Here is a 19,199-nt window from a genome sequence, read left to right on the forward strand (position 1 = left end):
ATGAGGGCTGTCATTCAGCGTTGTAACTGGTGCCGTGTATCTTCCGAAGGTACTCCGGTTTCTTCTATCGGGAAGGGGCTTTCTGTCCTTCTGGGTGTAAAAAAAGGAGACACCTCAAAGGATGTTATTTATATTGCTGATAAAATTCTGCATCTGCGGATTTTTGAAGATGAAAATGGGAAACTGAATCAGTCAATTCTTGATGTCGGAGGAGAAATTTCCATTGTTTCTCAATTTACTCTTTATGGAGATGTCAGGAGAGGGAGAAGACCCAGCTTTACGGAAGCAGAACTGCCGGAGAAAGCCCGCCAGTTGTATCAGGAGGTAGTGGACTATTTCAGAAATGCGGGAATTAACGTTGGTACCGGAGAATTTCAGACGTATATGAAAGTGGCTCTTGAAAATGATGGCCCCGTCACTATCCTGATTGACAGTGAAAAAATTTTCTAGCCAATCGGTTATGCCTGAAATAGAAAGCAAGGTGAATGTAATTGAAAATCATGTACATGGTACTTGGTCCATTTATGACAAATACATATATTGTTTATAATGAAAAAAACATGGAAGGGCTTGTTGTTGATCCTTCTTTTACTCCTGAACACTATATCAGGGCTATAAAGGATAAAAATATCAAGCTTAAAGCAATTCTTTTAACGCATGCCCATGTAGACCACATGGCAGGGATGAATAAGCTTCGGCAAGAATTCCCGGGTGCACTTATGTACATGGATAAAAGAGATCAACCCTTTCTTCGTGACCCGGAACGTAATCTTTCCTATATGTTTTCGCCGTCAGTCAAAGTAGAAGATGCGGATATCTGGATTAAACAGGGAGATGAAATTAAAACTTGCGGTCTTACATTCCACGTGATCGATTCAGCAGGTCATACCCCGGGCGGGGTTTCTTATTATGAAAAAGGGGAGGGCATTGTTTTTACCGGAGATTCTCTTTTTCAGGGCTCCATAGGCAGGACAGACTTCCCGGGAGGTAATTTGAAAATGCTGGTTGGGAATATTAAGAAAAATCTCTTGTCTCTTCCTCCATCCACAGTTGTTCTCTCCGGTCATGGCGGACAGACATCAATTGGGGCAGAAGACCGGACGAATCCCTTTCTTAATGGAGGTTTCTGATGAGAAAAGGTGTTGAATTCTGGCTGCGTGTGGCAATTACTCTGGCTCTGGTATTGCTGGTTATAGCCGCTCCTTCTGTTCTGCTGCCTTTTATCGTTTCACTGGTTATAACCATATTGCTTAATCCGGTTGCCGGAAAAGTATATGCCCTGTCACAGAAATACCGGCTGAAGTGGTTTCCTTATGATTTTGCCATTATCATTTCCTTTGCACTTTTTATAGCAGTTATTTATCTGATTGTTGTTCATATTTTTGTACCCTTCGTTTCCGAATTCCAGGAATTCATTAAAGGTGTTCCTGAGATGATGTCCGCAGTTCAGCAGATGATTCCTGAATTGGAAAAGCAGTACCAGCTTAATGTGCTCCCGCCGGAAGCAAAATCCTTCCTGGCTAAAATCGTACAAGATATTGGTGAATATACATTAAAACTTGCGCAGTTCAGTATTTCCGCTATTTTTTCTTTCGCAAGTACTGTAATTGAACTGATTGTCGTTCCTTTTATTACGTTCTATATGATGAAAAGTGGGAGCGCTTTTATTAACGGATTTATTCATATTTTCCCTGAACGATTCCATAATCATCTTAATCATCTGTTCAAAGAGATTCACTTCGTATTGAATGCATATATCAGAGGACAGCTTATCCTTTCTACTCTGATGGCTTTAGTCGTATTTATTGGCATGTGGGCATTAAATATTCCCTATCCTCTGGTTATTGGCCTGCTTGCCGGGATTGTGGAAATGATTCCCCTGATCGGACCGATTATTGGTGCTGTGCCGCCAGTACTCCTCGGTTTGCTTCAGGGATCGGCTGTTATGATTAAAGTGATTGTTTTCTATATCATTGTGCAGCAGCTTGATGGGCATCTTGTTATGCCTAAACTTATGGGAACGATTATTAATGTTCATCCGGTTTCCATTATTGCGGCGGTACTGATTTGCGGCCATATTCTGGGGGTAGTGGGCATGATGATTGCCGTCCCACTGGTAGCTGTTCTGCAGATTCTACTGAAACATATGTGGTTTTATGATCGTTATAGGAACTGAGGTGCTGCATAAATTGAATAGACCAATGAAAAAAGCAGCGGTTATGAATACTTTAAAGAAAAAAATCAGGGACCATAAATATAAATTCACCAGCCAGAGGCAAGTCATCCTTCAGGCTTTTCTGGACAGCCAGGAAAATCATATGAGTGCTGAAGACGTTTTCAACGTTGTAAAACAGATTGATCCAGATATAGGTTTGGCAACGGTATATCGGGCCCTTGAGCTGTTCTCCTCCCTTGACTTGTTAAAAAAGCTTGATTTTGGTGATGGCAGAAGCCGTTATGAAATTAATGACAACAATTTATCCCATTCCCATTATCATCTTATTTGTCTTGGCTGTGGCCGGGTAACTGAATTTTCCTATGATTTTCTGAGTGAAATTAAAGATAAAATCCGGAAAGAAAACGGATTTGAAATTGTGGATTACCAGCTTAAATTCTATGGATATTGCAAAGATTGCGAAAAAAATAAAATTCAGTGATAATTTGAACTATTATTTTCACACTTAATCAGCTTTTGATAATCTTTATTTGCCAATACCCTGTAAGGAATGGTACAATTTAATTTGTCAGTGCATTTTCCGAATAAGAATTATGATTGACAGCTGATGGAATGATAATAATAACTGATTCAGAAAAAGAGGTGTCTATATGCAGGCATTAAAAGGGACACACGATATCCTTCCGGAAGAAGTCTATAAGTGGGATTATATGGAAGGCGTCATTCGTGCTGTTTGCTCCCGTTACGGATACAAAGAAATCCGGACCCCCATTATTGAAGCAACGGAACTTTTCCAGCGCGGGATAGGGGATACAACTGATGTTGTAACTAAAGAAATGTATACATTTAAAGACCGGGGAGACCGTTCGGTTACTTTACGGCCGGAAAATACGGCTTCAGCAGTCAGGGCCTATCTGGAACATAAAATGTATGGCGACCAGCAGGTTCATAAAATGTTCTACATTGGATCCATGTTCCGTTACGATCGTCCACAGGCAGGAAGGTACAGAGAATTCCATCAGTTCGGGCTCGAAGTGCTTGGTGCCTCGTCTCCACTGGCAGATGCTGAAGTCATTGCCATGGCTTGTGAGATTTTCCACAGGTTGGGCTTGAAAAATCTGGATTTGCATCTGAATTCCATTGGTGACAGGAATTGCAGGCCAGCCTATAGACAGAAACTGATTGAATTCTTTGAGGCTAAGAAGGACCAGCTTTGTGAAGATTGTCGTGAACGTTTATATAAAAATCCTCTCAGAATTTTAGACTGCAAGGAAGAGGGATGCAAAAAAGCATCTGAAGGGGCACCGGAGATTACTGACTACCTTTGTGAAGAATGCCATAATAAATTTGAAGCCGTCAAACATTACCTTGACGCTTTAGGTATTTCTTATACCGTAGATCCAAGACTGGTTCGAGGCCTTGATTACTATACCAATACGGCTTTTGAAATTCAGTATCCGCCGCTTGGTGCGCAGAGTGCTGTCTGTGGAGGGGGCCGTTATGATGGGCTGGTCGAGGAAATCGGAGGTCCGTCAACTCCCGGTATCGGTTTTGCAATCGGTTTAGAAAGATTACTGCTTGCACTTGACATGCAGAATTTGATTCCTGTACCTGCAGTAAATAAAAAGGTTTATATTGCTGCTCTCGGAGAAGATGCGATAGCTGCCGGATTTAAAATTCAGGAAGAACTCCGTTCCAGACATGTTATTGCAGATATGGACTTGCAAGGGCGTAGTCTGAAAGGCCAAATGAAGCAGGCAGGCCGGATGAATGCAGTTTACACTATCATCATCGGCAGTAATGAACTGGAAAAGGGCAAGGCTGTTGTGAAAACAATGGAAACAGGAACCCAGCAGGAATTGCCGTTTGAAGAAGTGGCAGATTACATTGTCACAGAAGAAACTAACTCTAATCGGTTATAATTTTTATTTATAAATACATTTTTTAAAGAGGTGCTCTAATTATGGAAACAATGGCAGGCATGCATAGATCCTGCGGATGCGGAAAAGTAACTGAAAGCGATTGTGGCAAAGAATTGACTCTTGCCGGATGGGTCAATACCCGTCGTGACCATGGCGGTCTGATTTTCGTTGATCTTCGTGATCGCAGTGGTATCGTGCAGCTGGTTTTAAGTCCGCAGTATGGTGAGGACGCATTTCATAAAGCAGAGGGCGTAAGAAGTGAATACGTTCTTGCCGTTAAGGGCAAGGTAAGAGAGAGAAGCGAAGATACAATCAATCCCAAAATGGCTACAGGCAAGGTTGAAGTTGTTGTTTCCGAACTTCGCGTTTTAAATAAAGCAAAGACACCGCCATTTTATGTGGAAGATGGTATTGATGTCGATGAAAATGTCCGTCTCAAATACCGTTATATCGATCTGAGACGTCCGGAAATGCAGAATCATCTGATCATGAGACATAAGATCGTTCATGAAATGAGAACATTCCTGGATGAACACGATTTCCTGGAAATCGAGACCCCGATGCTTACAAAGAGTACTCCGGAAGGCGCCAGAGACTATCTGGTTCCAAGCCGTGTAAACCCGGGTAAATTCTATGCTTTGCCGCAGTCTCCACAGCTTTTCAAACAGCTTCTCATGGTGTCCGGTCTGGAAAGATATTTTCAGGTAGCCCGCTGCTTCCGTGATGAAGACCTCCGTGCGGATCGTCAGCCTGAATTCACTCAGCTGGATATGGAACTTTCCTTCGAAGACCAGGATTTCATCCTGGATCTGATGGAACATATGATGCAGAGAGTCTTCAAAAACGTACTTCATGTGGATATCCAGATTCCGTTTAAGAGAATCAAATGGGATGATGCCATGAATCTGTATGGTTCTGATAAACCGGATCTCCGCTTTGATATGCATTTTTATGACGTATCCGATCTTCTTCGCGATACCGGGTTTAAAGTTTTCCGCTCTGTCCTTGATAAAGGCGGTGTAGTCAAAGCAATCAATGTAAAAGGTGATGCCGGTATTCCACGCCGGGAACTGGACGGACTTGTAGATTATGTAGGTCATTATGGCGCCAAAGGCCTGGCATGGATTGGATTCAATGAAGACGGGACTCTGAAATGCCAGATTACCAAATTCCTGGGTGAAGACAAAATCCGTGAAATCGGAAAAGCCTGTGAAGCCGAAAAGGGAGACCTTGTACTTATCATTGCTGATAAGCCGAAGGTTGTTGCACAGGCTCTCGGTGAACTCCGCCTTGAAATGGCACGCCGCATGAACCTGATTGATCCAAATGAATTCTGCTTCCGCTGGGTCACTGATTTCCCAATGTTTGAATACAGCGAAGAAGAACACAGATATGTTGCTGAACATCATCCATTTACTGCTCCCCGCGATGAAGATGTGCAGTACCTCCTGACTGATCCGTCAAAAGTTTATGCAAAAGCATATGACATGGTTCTGAATGGTGTAGAAGCCGGTGGCGGCAGCCTGCGTATTTATCAGGAAGATTTGCAGGAAAAAGTATTCCAGGCTATCGGAATTTCTCAGGAAGAAGCCCAGGTTAAGTTTGGATTCCTGCTTGATGCGTTCAAATATGGCGCACCACCGCATGCAGGTATTGCGCTTGGTCTTGATCGTCTGGTAATGCTTATGCTTCATCTGGAGTCCATTCGTGATGTTATCGCATTCCCCAAGACTCAGAGCGCTATTGATCCATTGACCCAGGCGCCTTCTACTGTCGTTGAAAAACAGCTGAAAGAACTTCATATCAAAGTAGATATCAAGAAAGAAAAGGATTTCTTTGCCAAAGCGTAAGCCCAAAGTCAGAGACTTGTAAATCTTTACACTTTTTGATACACTATCCATAAAGAAACCCTGCTGTGCACGTGCAGCTTTATATTTTGAACCAACACCTTTATAACGGGAGTTCAAGCTGAATTTATGAGTTAATGCCTCGTCAAGTGGACTAACAAGAGTTTTATTCATGAGAACACCCACCTGCAATTATGCAGACTCAAAATACGGCAATTAACGACATGGTGGGGCTATGAAAATGAAAATGCCGCCAAAATATTTGGCGGTATTTTTTTATGTTTAGATACAGGCAATTCAATAATTCATTCCGGGGTTTTGAAATTTTTCCATTTCCATGGGATAATAAGAACATATTATTAAAGAAATAGCCGGGCTTTTCATAAAAGACCGTATCTTTTTCAAATGAGGAATCATTATGGACTCACTTTTTGATTATAACGATGATATCAGACCTTCATATGCACCGCTGGCAGACCGGATGAGGCCGGAGTCTTTGAATGAAATCATAGGACAGGATCATGCAGTGGGGCCCGATTCTTTTCTATACCATATGATTCAAAGAGATACAATCCCTTCTATTCTGTTATTTGGACCACCTGGGTGCGGGAAGACGACGATAGCATCTGTCATTGCCAAAATGACACAAAGCAGATTTATAAAACTAAATGCAACCTCCAGTGGAGCCAAAGAACTTCGGGATGTCCTGGAACAGGCAAAAATCGATCTTACCTATTATCAGAAGAGGACAATCCTCTTTATTGACGAAATTCATCGATTTAATAAAGGCCAGCAGGATCTTCTGCTTCCCTATGTAGAAGATGGGACAATTATTCTCATTGGCGCAACTACGGAAAATCCTTATTTTGAAATTAACAGGCCCCTGCTTTCCAGAGTCAGGATCATTCATCTGAATGCATTGTCAGAAGCGGCAGAATTAACCATTTTAAGGAAAGCAATAGCAGATTCAAACAAAGGGCTTGGTTCATTTGCCTATAAGGCAGAAGACTCTGTTCTTAAATTAATCTGTTCGTATGCCTCCGGGGATATCCGTATGGCTTTGAACCTGCTGGAACAGGCCTCCTCTCTATTACCGATTAAGGGGGATCTTACGGAAAAAGAGGTAAAAGAGGTTGCAGGAGAACATATTATCGTATATGATAAGAACAGGGATTACCATTATGACGTTGTTTCGGCATTTATTAAAAGTATGCGGGGAAGCGATCCTGATGCAGCTCTTCATTATCTGTCGCGTATGATTGAAGGGGGAGAAAAAACGTCATTTATATCCCGTCGTATTATTATAAGCGCCGCAGAAGATGTAGGACTCGCTGATCCTATGGCTCTTCAGATAGCGGTCTCAGCGGCCCAGGCTGCAGAGATGATAGGATTTCCAGAAGCCCGCATACCGCTTGCAGAAGCAGTGATTTATATTTGTCTTGCCCCCAAAAGCAACAGTGCCATTCAGGGAATCGAAATGGCTTCTATGGAAGAGCGGACCCGTCATAACTGGTCTATACCCGATTGGCTTCGTGATACTCATTATGCCGGGACCAAAAATCTGGGTTATGGGAAAGGCTATCTCTATCCCCATGATTTCGGTGGATGGGTAGAGCAGCAGTATATTCCTGATGAATTAAAAGGGCATATATATTATCACCCGGTCAATAACGGGCATGAAGCCGAATTGGTCAGACGATGGAACCAATTCAGGAAGAATAAAGAGGAGTGAATTCCAATCGTATGAAAAAAAGAGCACGCTCCAAAAGAAGAACTAAAAACAATTCAAACAGCAGCTATGAAATATCCGGTATCATTATTTTCTTCCTTGGTATTTTTGCGGCGGTAAGCCTTTGGGAAACAAGAACGGGTTTATTGGGAGATCTGACCAACCAGGGCATTCATTTCCTGCTTGGCAGTGCAGCATGGCTTTTTACTATTTTTTTGATGTTCTTTGGTGCCAGATATGCAATATTCTCTAAAGGAATTTCTTTAGACAGGCGAAATGTGTTGTTGGCACTTTTAGTTTTGTTTTTACTTACATTCATCCACCATTACTATGTTCCTATGGGGCAGGAATTCAATGTTGAAAAAATATTGAAATATGGAGGAATTATAGGAGCCGGCATAAGCAGTTTATTTCATTCAGCTTTTGGAGGCATTGGTACTACGCTTCTGCTTATTGCACTGGTTTTGATCGACGTCCTTATGCTGACCCACTGGTCCCTTTCAGCGGGAGCTCGAAAGGCGGGGAGTAAAGCTAGACATATTGGTCAAAAAACCGGGGATAAAATCAGTGATGTTGCTCAGAAGCTGAAGGATAAACGAAGAGCTCTTGAGGAAGCAAGATCTGCTGCAAGACTTGAAACGTTAAATGATAAACCAACAGAATTTATTTATAAGAAAAAAGCTGATGTTCCGGAAATCGAACAGTATGGCAATGAAAAAGATACAAATATAGAGGATGATGCCATAGATTCAGAGAATGAAACAGGCGAAGAAATTGCATTACCTCAGGTTGAATCAGGAGATGATTTTCAGGAAATTTCGGAAATTTCGGAATTCAGTCCAGCACTTGAAAATGATAAGGGAATTCCCACTCCCTATGAAGAGATTCAAATGGAAGAGAAGCCGGTCTCTGCTGGAGGGGCTGAAATAGAAAATATAACAGAAAATGATCTAAATGAATCTTTAGAGGAGGGAACGACTGAGGCTTCCGGGGAGAACAAGGAAGCCGTTCCTGAGCTGCTCGTTAATGAAGAATACCATTTTCCTCCATTATCTTTGCTTCATGCCGGCTCTGTGAAAAATTCAGGCCCTCAGGATATTGAACAGAAAGGGACTTTGATAGAATCCACTTTAGGCAGTTTCGGGGTAAAGGCGAAAGTTTTACTTGCCAGTGTTGGTCCTACCGTTACCCGTTTTGAACTTCGTCCGGAAGTAGGAGTCAGAGTCAAACAGATTGAGAATTTACAGAATGAACTGGCAATGGCCCTTGCGGCAACCCATATCCGCATTGAAGCTCCAATTCCGGGTAAGTCAGCAGTAGGTATAGAAATCCCCAATAGCAAATCGTCCGCTGTGCCGCTTAGAGATGTGCTTGATTCCGATGAATTCAGGAATGGTAAAGGGCACATTCTTGTTGCATTGGGAAAAGATATAGCAGGAAAACCCGTGGTTACTGACCTTTCTAAAATGCCGCACCTTTTGATTGCCGGGTCTACAGGGTCCGGTAAATCTGTATGTATCAATTCCATCATTACCAGCATTATTTATCACAGCAGGCCCGATGAAGTTAAACTGATGCTGATTGATCCGAAGGTGGTGGAGCTCAGCGTATATAATGGGATACCTCATTTAAGGACAGAAGTCATTACCAACATGAAAAAAGCGGAAGGGGCATTAAACTGGGCAGTGAAGGAAATGGAAGCCCGCTATCAGCTTCTTGCTAATGCCAGAGTCAGAAATATAGAGGGATATAACAAACTGTTTCCTGACCAGAAACTGCCCTATATTCTTATTATTGTTGATGAATTTGCAGATTTAATGAATGTAGCGGCTAAAGATGTGGAAGTATTAATTCAACGTCTTACGCAAAAAGCAAGGGCGGCCGGTATTCATCTGATTCTTGCGACCCAGAGACCGTCGGCCAATGTAATTACCGGTGTTATTAAATCCAACATTCCAAGCCGTATTGCATTCATGGTGGAGTCGTCCCTTAATTCCCGAATCATTCTTGATGAAAACGGAGCAGAATCCCTTTTAGGGAAAGGGGATATGCTCTTTAAAGAGGGTGGGGCATTGACTGTTCGTGTCCAGGGAGCATTTATTTCCGATGAAGAAGTAGAATCTGTCGTGGAATATGTCAAAGATGAATGTCTTAAACAGGAAAAATTACCGGTTAAATACGAACCTATCGATTTGTCAGTTCCTGAAAAAGATAGCACTTCAGAAGCTACGGAAGAAGAAAGCGAAGAACTCCCGGAGGAAGTTGTTGAATGGGTGCTTGATACCAAGAGGGCGTCTGTCTCTGCTTTGCAGCGTCGTTTCCGGATAGGTTATACAAAAGCCGGGAGATTTATGGATATAATGGAAAAAATGGGTATTGTAGGTGCTGCTAATGGAGCAAAACCTAGAGAAATACTGATGAACAAGGAACAGGCACTGGGTATGCTTTCCGGTAAAAGCGAGGAAGGAGAAAGGCCTGATTGAGGAATTGTGACTGACAAATTCAGTTCCATATACTTAAGATTCTATTGATAATTGGCAGTGTGATATAATTTTTTCAGAGGTGATTTCATGAAAAGAATGGCATCGGTTGTTCTTTTTCTCATCCTGGCTGCATCTGCTTTCTTGGGAATTCTGGATTTTGCCCATAAGCAGGCTGCGATCAAGGCGGAACGTCAGAACCCCTCTGATTATGTTACTGTGTATACAGATATACCACCCGGTGCTCTTGAACTTTTAAATCCTGTCTTTTTCGAGGAGTCCGGTATTAAGCTTAATGTTGTTTATCTTTCAACAGACCAGCTGGCCTCTGAAACATCCAAGCCGGATGTAGCACCGTGTGATATATTTATTTCAAGTCAGGATTCGCTGAATAAATTAAAAGAGAATAACCGGCTGCAGATATTTGCTTCTGCCAGAACAGACACCGCTTTGAATCTGTTTAAAGATGAGGAATGTTACTGGACTGGCATATGGGTAGATCCCGTAATTTTTGCTGTTAATAAGGATTATTCCTTAAAGCATCCTGCTTTTCAATTTAACTGGCCGGAAGTCCTGACAATAAAATCCGTCAGACTGTCGGTAACTGATTTTATCGCTGCATCCATGGCAGAAGATTTACTGATGTGCATGACAGAGCATTTTGGGATTGAAGAAACCATGTGGTACTTGACGGAAGCACAGAAGCATATTGTACAGTATGGAAAATACCTTTCTACCCCTTCAAGAATGGCGGCAATGGGGAAATGTGATATCGGTATTTCCGGCTTCAATGAAGCAGTGCGGACACAGAAAGAAAATATGCCTCTGGAAATCGTGTTTCCAGAAGATGGCAGTCCCTGGTATCTTTATGGAGCGGGTATCAGTAAAGATGCACAATATCCGGAAAGGGGACAACTGTTTTTAAACTGGCTTCTTGATTCACCTCAGTATAAGAACTTGATGGAAAAAAACAATTTTTATTACATTTATGTAAATGATCTGGCAATGAATGGGGATAACAGGGGTACGACTTTGAATTTCTGGAATCTCCAGAAGAAATATTATGATGAAGGGAAAAAGGATCTTTTGAATCAGTGGGGCGAAAAGATCCGCTTTGGAGGTAAAGAAAGTGATTAAGAGAAAAATAGGGTTTATCAGTCTTGGATGTTCCAAGAATCTGGTAGATACGGAAATGATGCTTGGCATTATGGAAAATGCAGGCTATGAAATGACCGAAGATTTGAGTCAAGCTCAGGTTATTATTATTAATACCTGCACTTTCATTGATCCCGCAAAGGAAGAATCCATTCAAACCATTCTTCAGGCGGCCGAATACAAGAAGACGGGGAAATGTGAAAAACTGGTGGCAGCAGGCTGCCTGACCCAGCAGTATCAGAGAGATTTGGGAAAAGAGATTCCTGAAATTGACGTTTTTATTGGGACTGATTCCTGGCAGCATATTCTTGAAGCCGTCAATGAATCTTATGATAAAAATGAAAAAGTTTACAGCTTCGATACAAAGCCGGCCGTAAATGAAGAATTGATTCCCCGGAATACTCTCACACCATCCTATAGCGCCTATGTCAAAATTGCTGAAGGCTGCAGTAACGGCTGTACTTTCTGTTATATTCCCTATGTCCGCGGCCCCATGCACAGCCGCCCTATTCCATCTATTGTTCATGAAGTCAGAAGACTGACTGCATCAGGGACCAGAGAATTTAATCTCATCGCCCAGGACTTAAGCTGTTATGGCAGAGACTTAAATAATGGGACGAATCTTGCCGGGCTTTTGAAAGAACTTGTCAAAATTAAAGAAGTAAAATGGATCAGATTATTTTATCTTTATCCCACTTATTTTGACAGTGAACTTTTACATATCATTCTTACAGAAGATAAAATCTGCAAATATGTGGATATACCGCTGCAGCATATCAGTGATACGGTACTCCGGCGCATGCACCGGAGAGATACCTCTGAGAGTATAAAGACTTTGCTGAGGAAAATCCGTAGTTCCGCACCCCGCATGACCATCCGTACTACACTTATGGTAGGCTTTCCGGGAGAAACGGATGAAGATTTTAACCAGCTCTGTGATTTCATAAAAGAGGTTCGCTTTGATGATATGGGAGCCTTCAAGTTCTCCCCACAGGATGGTACGCCTGCAGCCAGGATGACTGATCAGATTCCTGAGGAAATCAAGGAAAACCGGTATCATGAATTGATGGCTATCCAGGCTGCAATATCTGAAGAAAACAATGAAGACCTGATCGGTATGGAAACCGAAGCTCTGGTGGAAGAACTGGTAGATGATGGAGAAGGCCATATTCAGGCTAAGGGACGCACATCTTTCCAGGCACCGGAAGTGGATGGAAATGTATATATCGATAATCCTGGAAATGTAAAACCCGGTGATTTTTTGAAAGTACGGATTATAGATGGGTATGCTTACGATCTGATTGCTGAAAAGATCTGATTCACTATTTGACTGGAATCAAGAGGCTTCTTTTATGATTGTTGAAATAATAACTACCGGTACCGAGCTGCTGCTGGGAGAAATTTCCAATAGAAATGCCCGTTGGCTGGCATCCTGCCTCAACAGATATGGCTTTACAGTTGCCTATATAACAACAGTTGGGGATAATCCTGCAAGGCTCAGGGAAGCCTTCCGTATCGCCTTAAACCGGGCTGATCTTGTTATTACTTCGGGAGGGTTAGGTTCCACTCTGGGAGATATAACCAAAAAAGCCGGCGCAGATGTGCTGAAACTACCTTATGTACGGTTTCCGGAAGAATCCATGCGGCTCAGGAAATATTATGAACTGCTTAATCGTAGATTTATTCTTCCTCTTGACCGGCAATCCTGGTTCACCTCAGGTGCCATTCTTTTTCCAAATGAAGTTGGATCCGCCAGCGGCTGCATAGTGGAAAAGAATGGGAAATTTCTTGTTCATCTTCCTGGTCCTCCATACGAAATGCAGGTGATGATGGAGAAACATGTGATGCCGTGGATGATTCAAAAATTTGGAGATCAGGGATCTATCCAGTCAGTTATACTCTCTATTGAGCATATGTCTAAAGCAGAAATAGAAGTAAAAATTGGAGACCTTTTGAAATCGCAATCGAATCCTACTATAGCTTTACTGGCAAGACCCGGTTATATTGCTGTCCGTATTACAGCCAGGGAAATTAATGAGAGTGAAGCACTTCAGAAGGCACAAAATCTGGCCGAAATTATCAAAGGTAGACTTCCAATCAGTGAGTTTAGCCCTGAAACAGGAATGATCTCAAAGCTTCATAGAGCTCTGCTGGAAAGGAAAATGACAGTCAGCGCTGCTGAATCCTGTACAGGTGGATTGATTGGGAAACTCCTGACCGATTTGCCCGGAAGTTCAGCTTATTTTAAAGGAAGTGCCGTGACCTATTGGAATGAGGCTAAAGAACAGGTGCTTTCCGTAAAATCAGATACACTTGACCGTTATACGGCAGTCAGTGCAGAGACAGCTCTTGAAATGGCTGAAGGAAGTAGAGCATTATACCACAGCGATATTGCCGTATCTACAACTGGTTATGCAGGCCCCGGGCCCGGCGAGCGGGGTGAATCACCGGGTCTTGTATATATCGGAATTTCCGGTCAGCAGGGCAGTTATGTACATGAAGAACATTTCTTGGGATCCAGGCAAAGTGTCCGTTATGGAGCGGCAGATAAAGCTCTCTATTATATTTTGAAATATTTGCAGATGTTAGAAAAGTAACCGGGAGGTTTAAGATGGAAAAACAGATGGAAATCAGTCCGGAAAAAAGAAAAGCGCTTGAAAATGCAATGCACCAGATTACCAGAGAGTTTGGTGCCGGCTCGATTATGCGCCTTGGAGACATGAATGGCAAACTTGATATAGATGTCATTCCAACCGGTTCTCTGGCTCTTGACATTGCCGTTGGCGTTGGCGGATATCCCAGGGGACGTGTGATAGAAATATATGGACCTGAATCTTCAGGTAAGACCACCCTTGCTCTTCATGCCATTGCGGAAGCACAGAAACTCGGAGGAGTCGCGGCATTTATTGATGCAGAACATGCTTTGGATCCCGTTTATGCCCATCATCTCGGCGTTGACACAAAGGACTTACTGATTTCCCAGCCTGACAGCGGCGAGCAGGCTCTGAGTATATGCGAATCTCTTGTACGGAGCGGAGCAGTGGACATCGTTGTTATTGACTCAGTAGCGGCCCTGGTTCCAAAGCAGGAAATCGAAGGGGATATCAGTGATCAATCTGTAGGCCTTCAGGCCCGCCTGATGAGTAAGGCGCTTAGGAAGCTGACAGGCATTATCAGCAAATCAAGAACTATCGTTATCTTTATTAACCAGATTCGTGAAAAAGTGGGAGTCATGTTTGGCAATCCGGAAACTACAACCGGCGGACGGGCACTTAAATTTTATGCTTCCATGCGCATTGAAATAAGAAGAGCCGAGGCTATAAAAAATGGCACGGAAGTAATTGGTAACCGGACCAGGGCCAAGGTTGTAAAAAATAAAGTAGCACCTCCATTTAAAATTGCTGAATTTGATATTATGTATGGAGAAGGCATATCTACGGAAGGAACGCTGCTTGATATTGCCGTCAATATGGACATTATCCAGAAAAGCGGTGCCTGGTATTCATACAAAGGGACCCGGATCAGCCAGGGCCGTGAAGCTGCAAAAACTTATCTGAAGGAACATCCGGATGTAGCAGCAGAAATTGATAAGATTATCAGAGATACCCTTGTCGTAGAACCGGATCATTTTGAAGATGGCGTATTATCTGAACAGGATGAAGAAAACTGACCGCACAGCCTATGAGGCTGCCCTGCACCTTTTGAAATATCGCGGTCAGAGTGAAAAGGAATTAAGACGTAAGCTCAAAGATCGTGGGTATGAGGAATCTGAAATAGAAAAATCTATAGAAAAGCTGAAACATTATGGTTATGTGGATGATGAAAGCCTTGCAGAGGATGTATTCAGGGCACTTCGAAACAGGAAATGTTATGGGGACTCCTATATTCAGCGTAAAATGAAGGATCAGGGACTAAATGCACCGTCTCATGTACCCGAAGAAGAAGAAAGGAAAAATGCAGTGAATCTGCTTCTTGGCAGGATTAAAATTTATCCTGGGCTGAGAGATGATTATCGGAAGGCCGCTTCTTTTCTCCTCAGAAGGGGATTTTCATCCTCCGCGATTCATGAAGCTCTTTCAATTCTATATACTGATATACCTGAAGATGACTAAATAAATCAAAAGGTTCAATTATTGATGCAGATCTTATGAATAATCATGGGATCTGCTTTTTTCATATAACTCTGTAATTTCAATACTTTTTGGTGATATATGTGATTTATATTTCAAATTTCAAAAGTGTAAAAAATAAAATTATTTGACTAAATATATTGACTATTTGACTTTAAGGAGATATACTATACTTGAAATCCGGGAAAGTGGTGAATGTAAAATGAACAATACAATGTTATCAGATCGAATTGAAAAATTTATTTTGGAGCTGTTGAATAAACAGTCTAACGATGAATTGCTTCTGAAGAGAAAAGATGTGGCAGATCTGTTAGAGTGTGCTCCGTCTCAGGTCACTTATGTCATTAATACAAGATTTTCTTCAGATAATCGTTTTATCGTTGAATCCAGGCGGGGAAGCGGAGGATATATTAAAATCAGCATGCGTCCGGCCAATCATACTGAACAGGTTCATATTCCTGATTTCAATGTGGGAATTCGTCAAAAGCCTGGACGTGACTCAGCAATGGGTAAAGATAATCCCAATTCGATTGAATCTATTGAAAAAGGACTTGATGGTTATTTCCGGATGCTCGCTGATTATGATATTATAACCGGCCAGGAATACAGGCTGATCTGCATGATGACTCATACCATGCTTGAATATTGTCCGGAAAGCCACAGAAGGGAAGCGGCTAAAACAATGATTCATCGTATAGAATGGGCTTTGAAAGGAGAATAAGCTATGCTTTGTGAACGCTGTCATGGAAGAGAGGCTGTTGTCCACATTACCAGAATTATCAATGGACATAAAACAGATGAATATCTTTGTCGTGAGTGCGCCGCGGAAGAACATTCAAAAGCAGTGCACCTGAACCTCTTCAATCATAATTTTTTTAATGATAGTTTTGATTCTTTTTTGGATGATGGTTTCATGAGATCTTTCTTAGGTGGTCCTGTTGCCGCAGTTGAAAGCCTGTGTTCTCCTAAACATAGAGTAAGAAGTTTTGAACCGGAAAGGACCGGCCTTTTTGGAAAACCGGGTAGTTATGAAAATCTGATGCGTCATCTGAAATTTCCGGAAGAGAAAAAAACCGTAGAAAAAAAGACTGAAAATTTGAAAGATCCTAACGATAAACTTTCTTCTCTTAGAAGAAAGTTGAATCAGCTTGTGGCTGAAGAAAAATATGAAGAAGCTGCCAAAGTAAGGGATGAAATTCGAAAGCTGGAAATGTAATTTAATACTTGTGCTTTATCTCCTGTTTTATACTTTGGCATATTTTATCGTATATATTTTCCCCTTGAAAAGGAGGGATACTTATGGAAGACAGATTTACTGATGGTGTGAAAAATGCATGGAAATTTGCCGCTTCTGAAGCTGCAAAACTTGGAAGTGATTATGTAGGCACAGAGCATCTTCTGCTCGGCATTGCCCATGAAAAAGATACAGCTGGTGGTAAAATACTTCATGAACTGGGAATCACGGTCAACGATATAGAATCTCTTCTTGCCCAGTATGCTGGCGTGAGAAGAGGATTTGGTGGTGGAGAGATTTATGTAGCGCCCAGGACCAAAAGGGTTTTGGAAATGGCTGTGGAAGAAGCAAACTCTCTTGGAAATTCCTATGTGGGAACTGAGCATCTCCTCCTTGCTGTTCTCCACGAGGGAAGCGGCCTGGCTGTTCGTATCCTTGAAAACTTTGATGTGACCGAGGACAAACTTGAGAATGCCTTCAAAAAGTTCATGAATGAAGATGGTGTGACCGGTAATGAATCTGCCAATCTTGGAGAACTTGGAGGTTTTGCCATAGATTTAAATGAACGGGCCAGACAGGGTAAGATCGATCCGGTTATTGGCAGAAATGACGAGATCAACCGCGTTATTCAGATTCTTTCCCGCAGAAATAAAAATAATCCGGTTCTCATTGGTGAACCGGGCGTAGGTAAAACAGCCATTGCTGAAGGTCTTGCGCAGAGAATCATTAATAACGATGTCCCGGAAATTCTTAAAAATTGCCATATTATTTCCCTCAATATGTCATCTGTGGTAGCAGGGACCAAGTATAGAGGGGAATTTGAAGAAAGACTTAAGAAAGTCATTGAAGAGGTAAAAAAACATTCTGACTGGATTCTCTTCGTAGATGAACTTCATACTCTTGTAGGAGCGGGATCCAGCGAAGGTTCCATGGATGCAGCCAATATAATGAAGCCGGCCCTCGCAAGAGGTGAACTTCGCTGTATCGGCGCAACAACCCTGAAAGAATACAAGAAATATATCGAAAAGGATGCCGCTCTGGAACGTCGCTTCCAGCCTGTAAAAGTAGGTGAGCCTACAGCAGCAGACACTCTTGAAATCCTGAAGGGACTTCGGGACCGTTATGAAGCTTTCCATAAGGCCCAAATAACAGATGAAGCACTCCATGCAGCAGTCGAGCTTTCAGGTCGTTACATTACGGATCGGTTCCAACCGGATAAAGCTATAGATGTAATTGATGAAGCAGCGGCCAAAGTCCGTATGGAGGCCTCTTCTGCTCCTGAGGATTTGAAGAAGAAGGAAGATGAATTAAAATCCGTGAATAAAGAAAAGGAAGCGGCAGTATCTTCCCAGGATTTTGAAAAAGCAGCAGCTTTAAGAGACCAGTCCAAAGCAATTCAGCAAGAAATCAATCAATTGAAGAAAACATGGAAAGGCGGAGACCATGATCATCTGGTAGTTACGGAAGAAGATGTAGCTGAGGTCGTTTCCAAATGGACCGGAGTTCCCGTTTCAAATCTTAAAAAGAGCGATTCTGAACGTCTGCTTCATCTGGAAGAAGAACTTCATAAGAGAGTGGTTGGGCAGAATGAAGCTGTCCATGCGGTAGCGACAGCTATCCGCCGCGCAAGGGCAGGGATGAAAGACCCCAGACGTCCGATTGGATCCTTCCTTTTCCTTGGCTCCACAGGTGTAGGCAAAACTGAGCTTGCCAGGGCATTGGCAGAGTGCATGTTTGGCAGTGAAAAGAACATGATTCGTTTTGATATGTCCGAATATATGGAAAAGCATGAAGTGTCCCGCCTTGTAGGTGCTCCTCCAGGATATGTCGGTTATGAGGAAGGCGGTCAGCTGACCGATGCAGTTCGTCGTAATCCGTATAGTGTAATTCTTTTTGATGAAGTCGAAAAAGCACATATTGATTTCTTCAATATTCTGCTGCAGGTTCTTGACGACGGTAGACTTACTGATGGTCAGGGCAGAACAGTGGATTTCACAAACTGCGTTATTATCATGACCAGTAACCTGGGCTCTAATTTCCTGAAGGGGAAAATCCGGAAACTTGGTTTTTCTTCGGATGATAAAGACGACAAGAACGACAGCTTTGAAAATATCAGAACCCTGATTATGGGAGAAGTCAAGCGTGTATTCCGCCCTGAATTCATTAACCGGATTGATGAAATTATCGTATTCCATCCATTAAGTTCGGATGATCTGGGCAAAATTGTAGACCTTATGCTGAAAAAAGTGGAGATTAAACTTGAACATTTCCATGTTTCCCTTGATGTTTCCGATGAAGCAAAGCAGCTTCTTATCAAAGATGGAACCGATATGGAATATGGTGCCCGCCCGCTCAAGAGAACGATCCAGAAGGAAATGGAAGATCCGATTTCTGAATTGATTCTGGAAGATGGATTAAAAGATAAGAAGGTTCTCCATGTCAGTGTGGATGATAAAAACAGGCTGGCCTTCAAAGCTGCATAAATTTTATACTGAATAGTAGTATAATGGACACAGGAAAGTTATT

General features: G+C 42.3%; 16 protein-coding genes and 1 other RNA gene. All 17 read left to right on the forward strand.

Features of this window, described 5'->3' with window-relative positions:
* A complete protein-coding gene (gene dtd, locus VZT47_RS00325) occupies nucleotides 1-450 on the forward strand; it encodes a D-aminoacyl-tRNA deacylase (RefSeq protein ID WP_330222986.1) in 450 nt (149 codons plus the stop codon).
* Between the two features lie 50 nt (nucleotides 451-500).
* Nucleotides 501-1,130, forward strand: a complete 630-nt coding sequence (locus tag VZT47_RS00330) for an MBL fold metallo-hydrolase (RefSeq protein WP_330223157.1) — start codon at nucleotides 501-503, stop codon at nucleotides 1,128-1,130.
* Entirely contained in the window at nucleotides 1,130-2,176 is a 1,047-nt protein-coding gene (locus VZT47_RS00335; protein WP_330222987.1) for an AI-2E family transporter, read from the forward strand. Before VZT47_RS00330 ends, VZT47_RS00335 begins: the two co-directional genes overlap by 1 nt.
* A gap of 43 nt (nucleotides 2,177-2,219) precedes the next feature.
* Nucleotides 2,220-2,657: a Fur family transcriptional regulator gene (locus VZT47_RS00340; RefSeq protein WP_330223158.1), complete on the forward strand. Its 438-nt coding sequence runs from the start codon at nucleotides 2,220-2,222 to the stop codon at nucleotides 2,655-2,657.
* 169 nt (nucleotides 2,658-2,826) lie between these two features.
* Complete coding sequence (gene hisS, locus VZT47_RS00345) at nucleotides 2,827-4,098, forward strand: histidine--tRNA ligase (protein WP_330222988.1); 1,272 nt, start codon at nucleotides 2,827-2,829, stop codon at nucleotides 4,096-4,098.
* Between the two features lie 41 nt (nucleotides 4,099-4,139).
* Nucleotides 4,140-5,948: an aspartate--tRNA ligase gene (gene aspS, locus VZT47_RS00350; RefSeq protein ID WP_330222989.1), complete on the forward strand. Its 1,809-nt coding sequence runs from the start codon at nucleotides 4,140-4,142 to the stop codon at nucleotides 5,946-5,948.
* A gap of 54 nt (nucleotides 5,949-6,002) precedes the next feature.
* Nucleotides 6,003-6,183: non-coding RNA, 6S RNA (gene ssrS, locus VZT47_RS00355), on the forward strand.
* Nucleotides 6,184-6,363: 180 nt separating this feature from the next.
* On the forward strand, nucleotides 6,364-7,677 hold the full coding sequence (locus VZT47_RS00360; protein WP_330222990.1) for a replication-associated recombination protein A: 1,314 nt from the start codon (nucleotides 6,364-6,366) through the stop codon (nucleotides 7,675-7,677).
* Nucleotides 7,678-7,688: 11 nt separating this feature from the next.
* The gene (locus VZT47_RS00365) at nucleotides 7,689-10,157 is read left to right on the forward strand and encodes an FtsK/SpoIIIE family DNA translocase (RefSeq protein ID WP_330222991.1); all 2,469 of its coding nucleotides are present in this window, start codon (nucleotides 7,689-7,691) and stop codon (nucleotides 10,155-10,157) included.
* Between the two features lie 87 nt (nucleotides 10,158-10,244).
* A complete protein-coding gene (locus tag VZT47_RS00370; protein WP_330222992.1) occupies nucleotides 10,245-11,291 on the forward strand; it encodes an ABC transporter substrate-binding protein in 1,047 nt (348 codons plus the stop codon).
* Nucleotides 11,287-12,627 (forward strand): 30S ribosomal protein S12 methylthiotransferase RimO, encoded by a 1,341-nt coding sequence (rimO, locus tag VZT47_RS00375; RefSeq protein ID WP_330223159.1) that lies wholly within the window; start codon nucleotides 11,287-11,289, stop codon nucleotides 12,625-12,627. The genes VZT47_RS00370 and rimO overlap by 5 nt, the downstream gene beginning before the upstream one ends.
* A 34-nt stretch (nucleotides 12,628-12,661) precedes the next feature.
* A complete protein-coding gene (locus VZT47_RS00380) occupies nucleotides 12,662-13,906 on the forward strand; it encodes a competence/damage-inducible protein A (protein ID WP_330222993.1) in 1,245 nt (414 codons plus the stop codon).
* Between the two features lie 14 nt (nucleotides 13,907-13,920).
* On the forward strand, nucleotides 13,921-14,979 hold the full coding sequence (gene recA, locus VZT47_RS00385; protein ID WP_330222994.1) for a recombinase RecA: 1,059 nt from the start codon (nucleotides 13,921-13,923) through the stop codon (nucleotides 14,977-14,979).
* Complete coding sequence (locus VZT47_RS00390) at nucleotides 14,966-15,421, forward strand: regulatory protein RecX (protein WP_330222995.1); 456 nt, start codon at nucleotides 14,966-14,968, stop codon at nucleotides 15,419-15,421. The genes recA and VZT47_RS00390 overlap by 14 nt, the downstream gene beginning before the upstream one ends.
* Nucleotides 15,422-15,641: 220 nt before the next feature.
* Nucleotides 15,642-16,160 carry a CtsR family transcriptional regulator gene (locus VZT47_RS00395; RefSeq protein ID WP_330222996.1) on the forward strand — a complete coding sequence of 173 codons (519 nt, stop codon included), beginning with the start codon at nucleotides 15,642-15,644 and terminating at the stop codon, nucleotides 16,158-16,160.
* A 3-nt stretch (nucleotides 16,161-16,163) separates the two neighbouring features.
* Entirely contained in the window at nucleotides 16,164-16,655 is a 492-nt protein-coding gene (locus VZT47_RS00400) for a UvrB/UvrC motif-containing protein (protein ID WP_330222997.1), read from the forward strand.
* A gap of 83 nt (nucleotides 16,656-16,738) precedes the next feature.
* On the forward strand, nucleotides 16,739-19,156 hold the full coding sequence (locus tag VZT47_RS00405; RefSeq protein WP_330222998.1) for an ATP-dependent Clp protease ATP-binding subunit: 2,418 nt from the start codon (nucleotides 16,739-16,741) through the stop codon (nucleotides 19,154-19,156).
* The last annotated feature ends 43 nt before the right edge of the window (nucleotides 19,157-19,199 follow it).

Origin of the sequence: Dialister sp. (assembly GCF_036343215.1) — a bacterium.
In the GTDB taxonomy this organism is placed as follows: Bacteria; Bacillota; Negativicutes; order Veillonellales; family Dialisteraceae; genus Dialister.

What these genes read in the sequence shown, in the direction of transcription:
- VZT47_RS00340 (WP_330223158.1), top strand. Translation starts at nt 2,220, where the DNA reads ATGAATACTTTAAAGAAAAAAATCAGGGACCATAAATATAAATTCACC.
- VZT47_RS00395 (WP_330222996.1), top strand. Translation starts at nt 15,642, where the DNA reads ATGAACAATACAATGTTATCAGATCGAATTGAAAAATTTATTTTGGAG.
- VZT47_RS00400 (WP_330222997.1), top strand. Translation starts at nt 16,164, where the DNA reads ATGCTTTGTGAACGCTGTCATGGAAGAGAGGCTGTTGTCCACATTACC.
- recA (WP_330222994.1), top strand. Translation starts at nt 13,921, where the DNA reads ATGGAAAAACAGATGGAAATCAGTCCGGAAAAAAGAAAAGCGCTTGAA.
- aspS (WP_330222989.1), top strand. Translation starts at nt 4,140, where the DNA reads ATGGAAACAATGGCAGGCATGCATAGATCCTGCGGATGCGGAAAAGTA.
- VZT47_RS00330 (WP_330223157.1), top strand. Translation starts at nt 501, where the DNA reads ATGTACATGGTACTTGGTCCATTTATGACAAATACATATATTGTTTAT.
- VZT47_RS00365 (WP_330222991.1), top strand. Translation starts at nt 7,689, where the DNA reads ATGAAAAAAAGAGCACGCTCCAAAAGAAGAACTAAAAACAATTCAAAC.
- VZT47_RS00370 (WP_330222992.1), top strand. Translation starts at nt 10,245, where the DNA reads ATGAAAAGAATGGCATCGGTTGTTCTTTTTCTCATCCTGGCTGCATCT.
- VZT47_RS00390 (WP_330222995.1), top strand. Translation starts at nt 14,966, where the DNA reads ATGAAGAAAACTGACCGCACAGCCTATGAGGCTGCCCTGCACCTTTTG.
- hisS (WP_330222988.1), top strand. Translation starts at nt 2,827, where the DNA reads ATGCAGGCATTAAAAGGGACACACGATATCCTTCCGGAAGAAGTCTAT.
- dtd (WP_330222986.1), top strand. Translation starts at nt 1, where the DNA reads ATGAGGGCTGTCATTCAGCGTTGTAACTGGTGCCGTGTATCTTCCGAA.
- VZT47_RS00405 (WP_330222998.1), top strand. Translation starts at nt 16,739, where the DNA reads ATGGAAGACAGATTTACTGATGGTGTGAAAAATGCATGGAAATTTGCC.
- VZT47_RS00380 (WP_330222993.1), top strand. Translation starts at nt 12,662, where the DNA reads ATGATTGTTGAAATAATAACTACCGGTACCGAGCTGCTGCTGGGAGAA.
- VZT47_RS00360 (WP_330222990.1), top strand. Translation starts at nt 6,364, where the DNA reads ATGGACTCACTTTTTGATTATAACGATGATATCAGACCTTCATATGCA.
- VZT47_RS00335 (WP_330222987.1), top strand. Translation starts at nt 1,130, where the DNA reads ATGAGAAAAGGTGTTGAATTCTGGCTGCGTGTGGCAATTACTCTGGCT.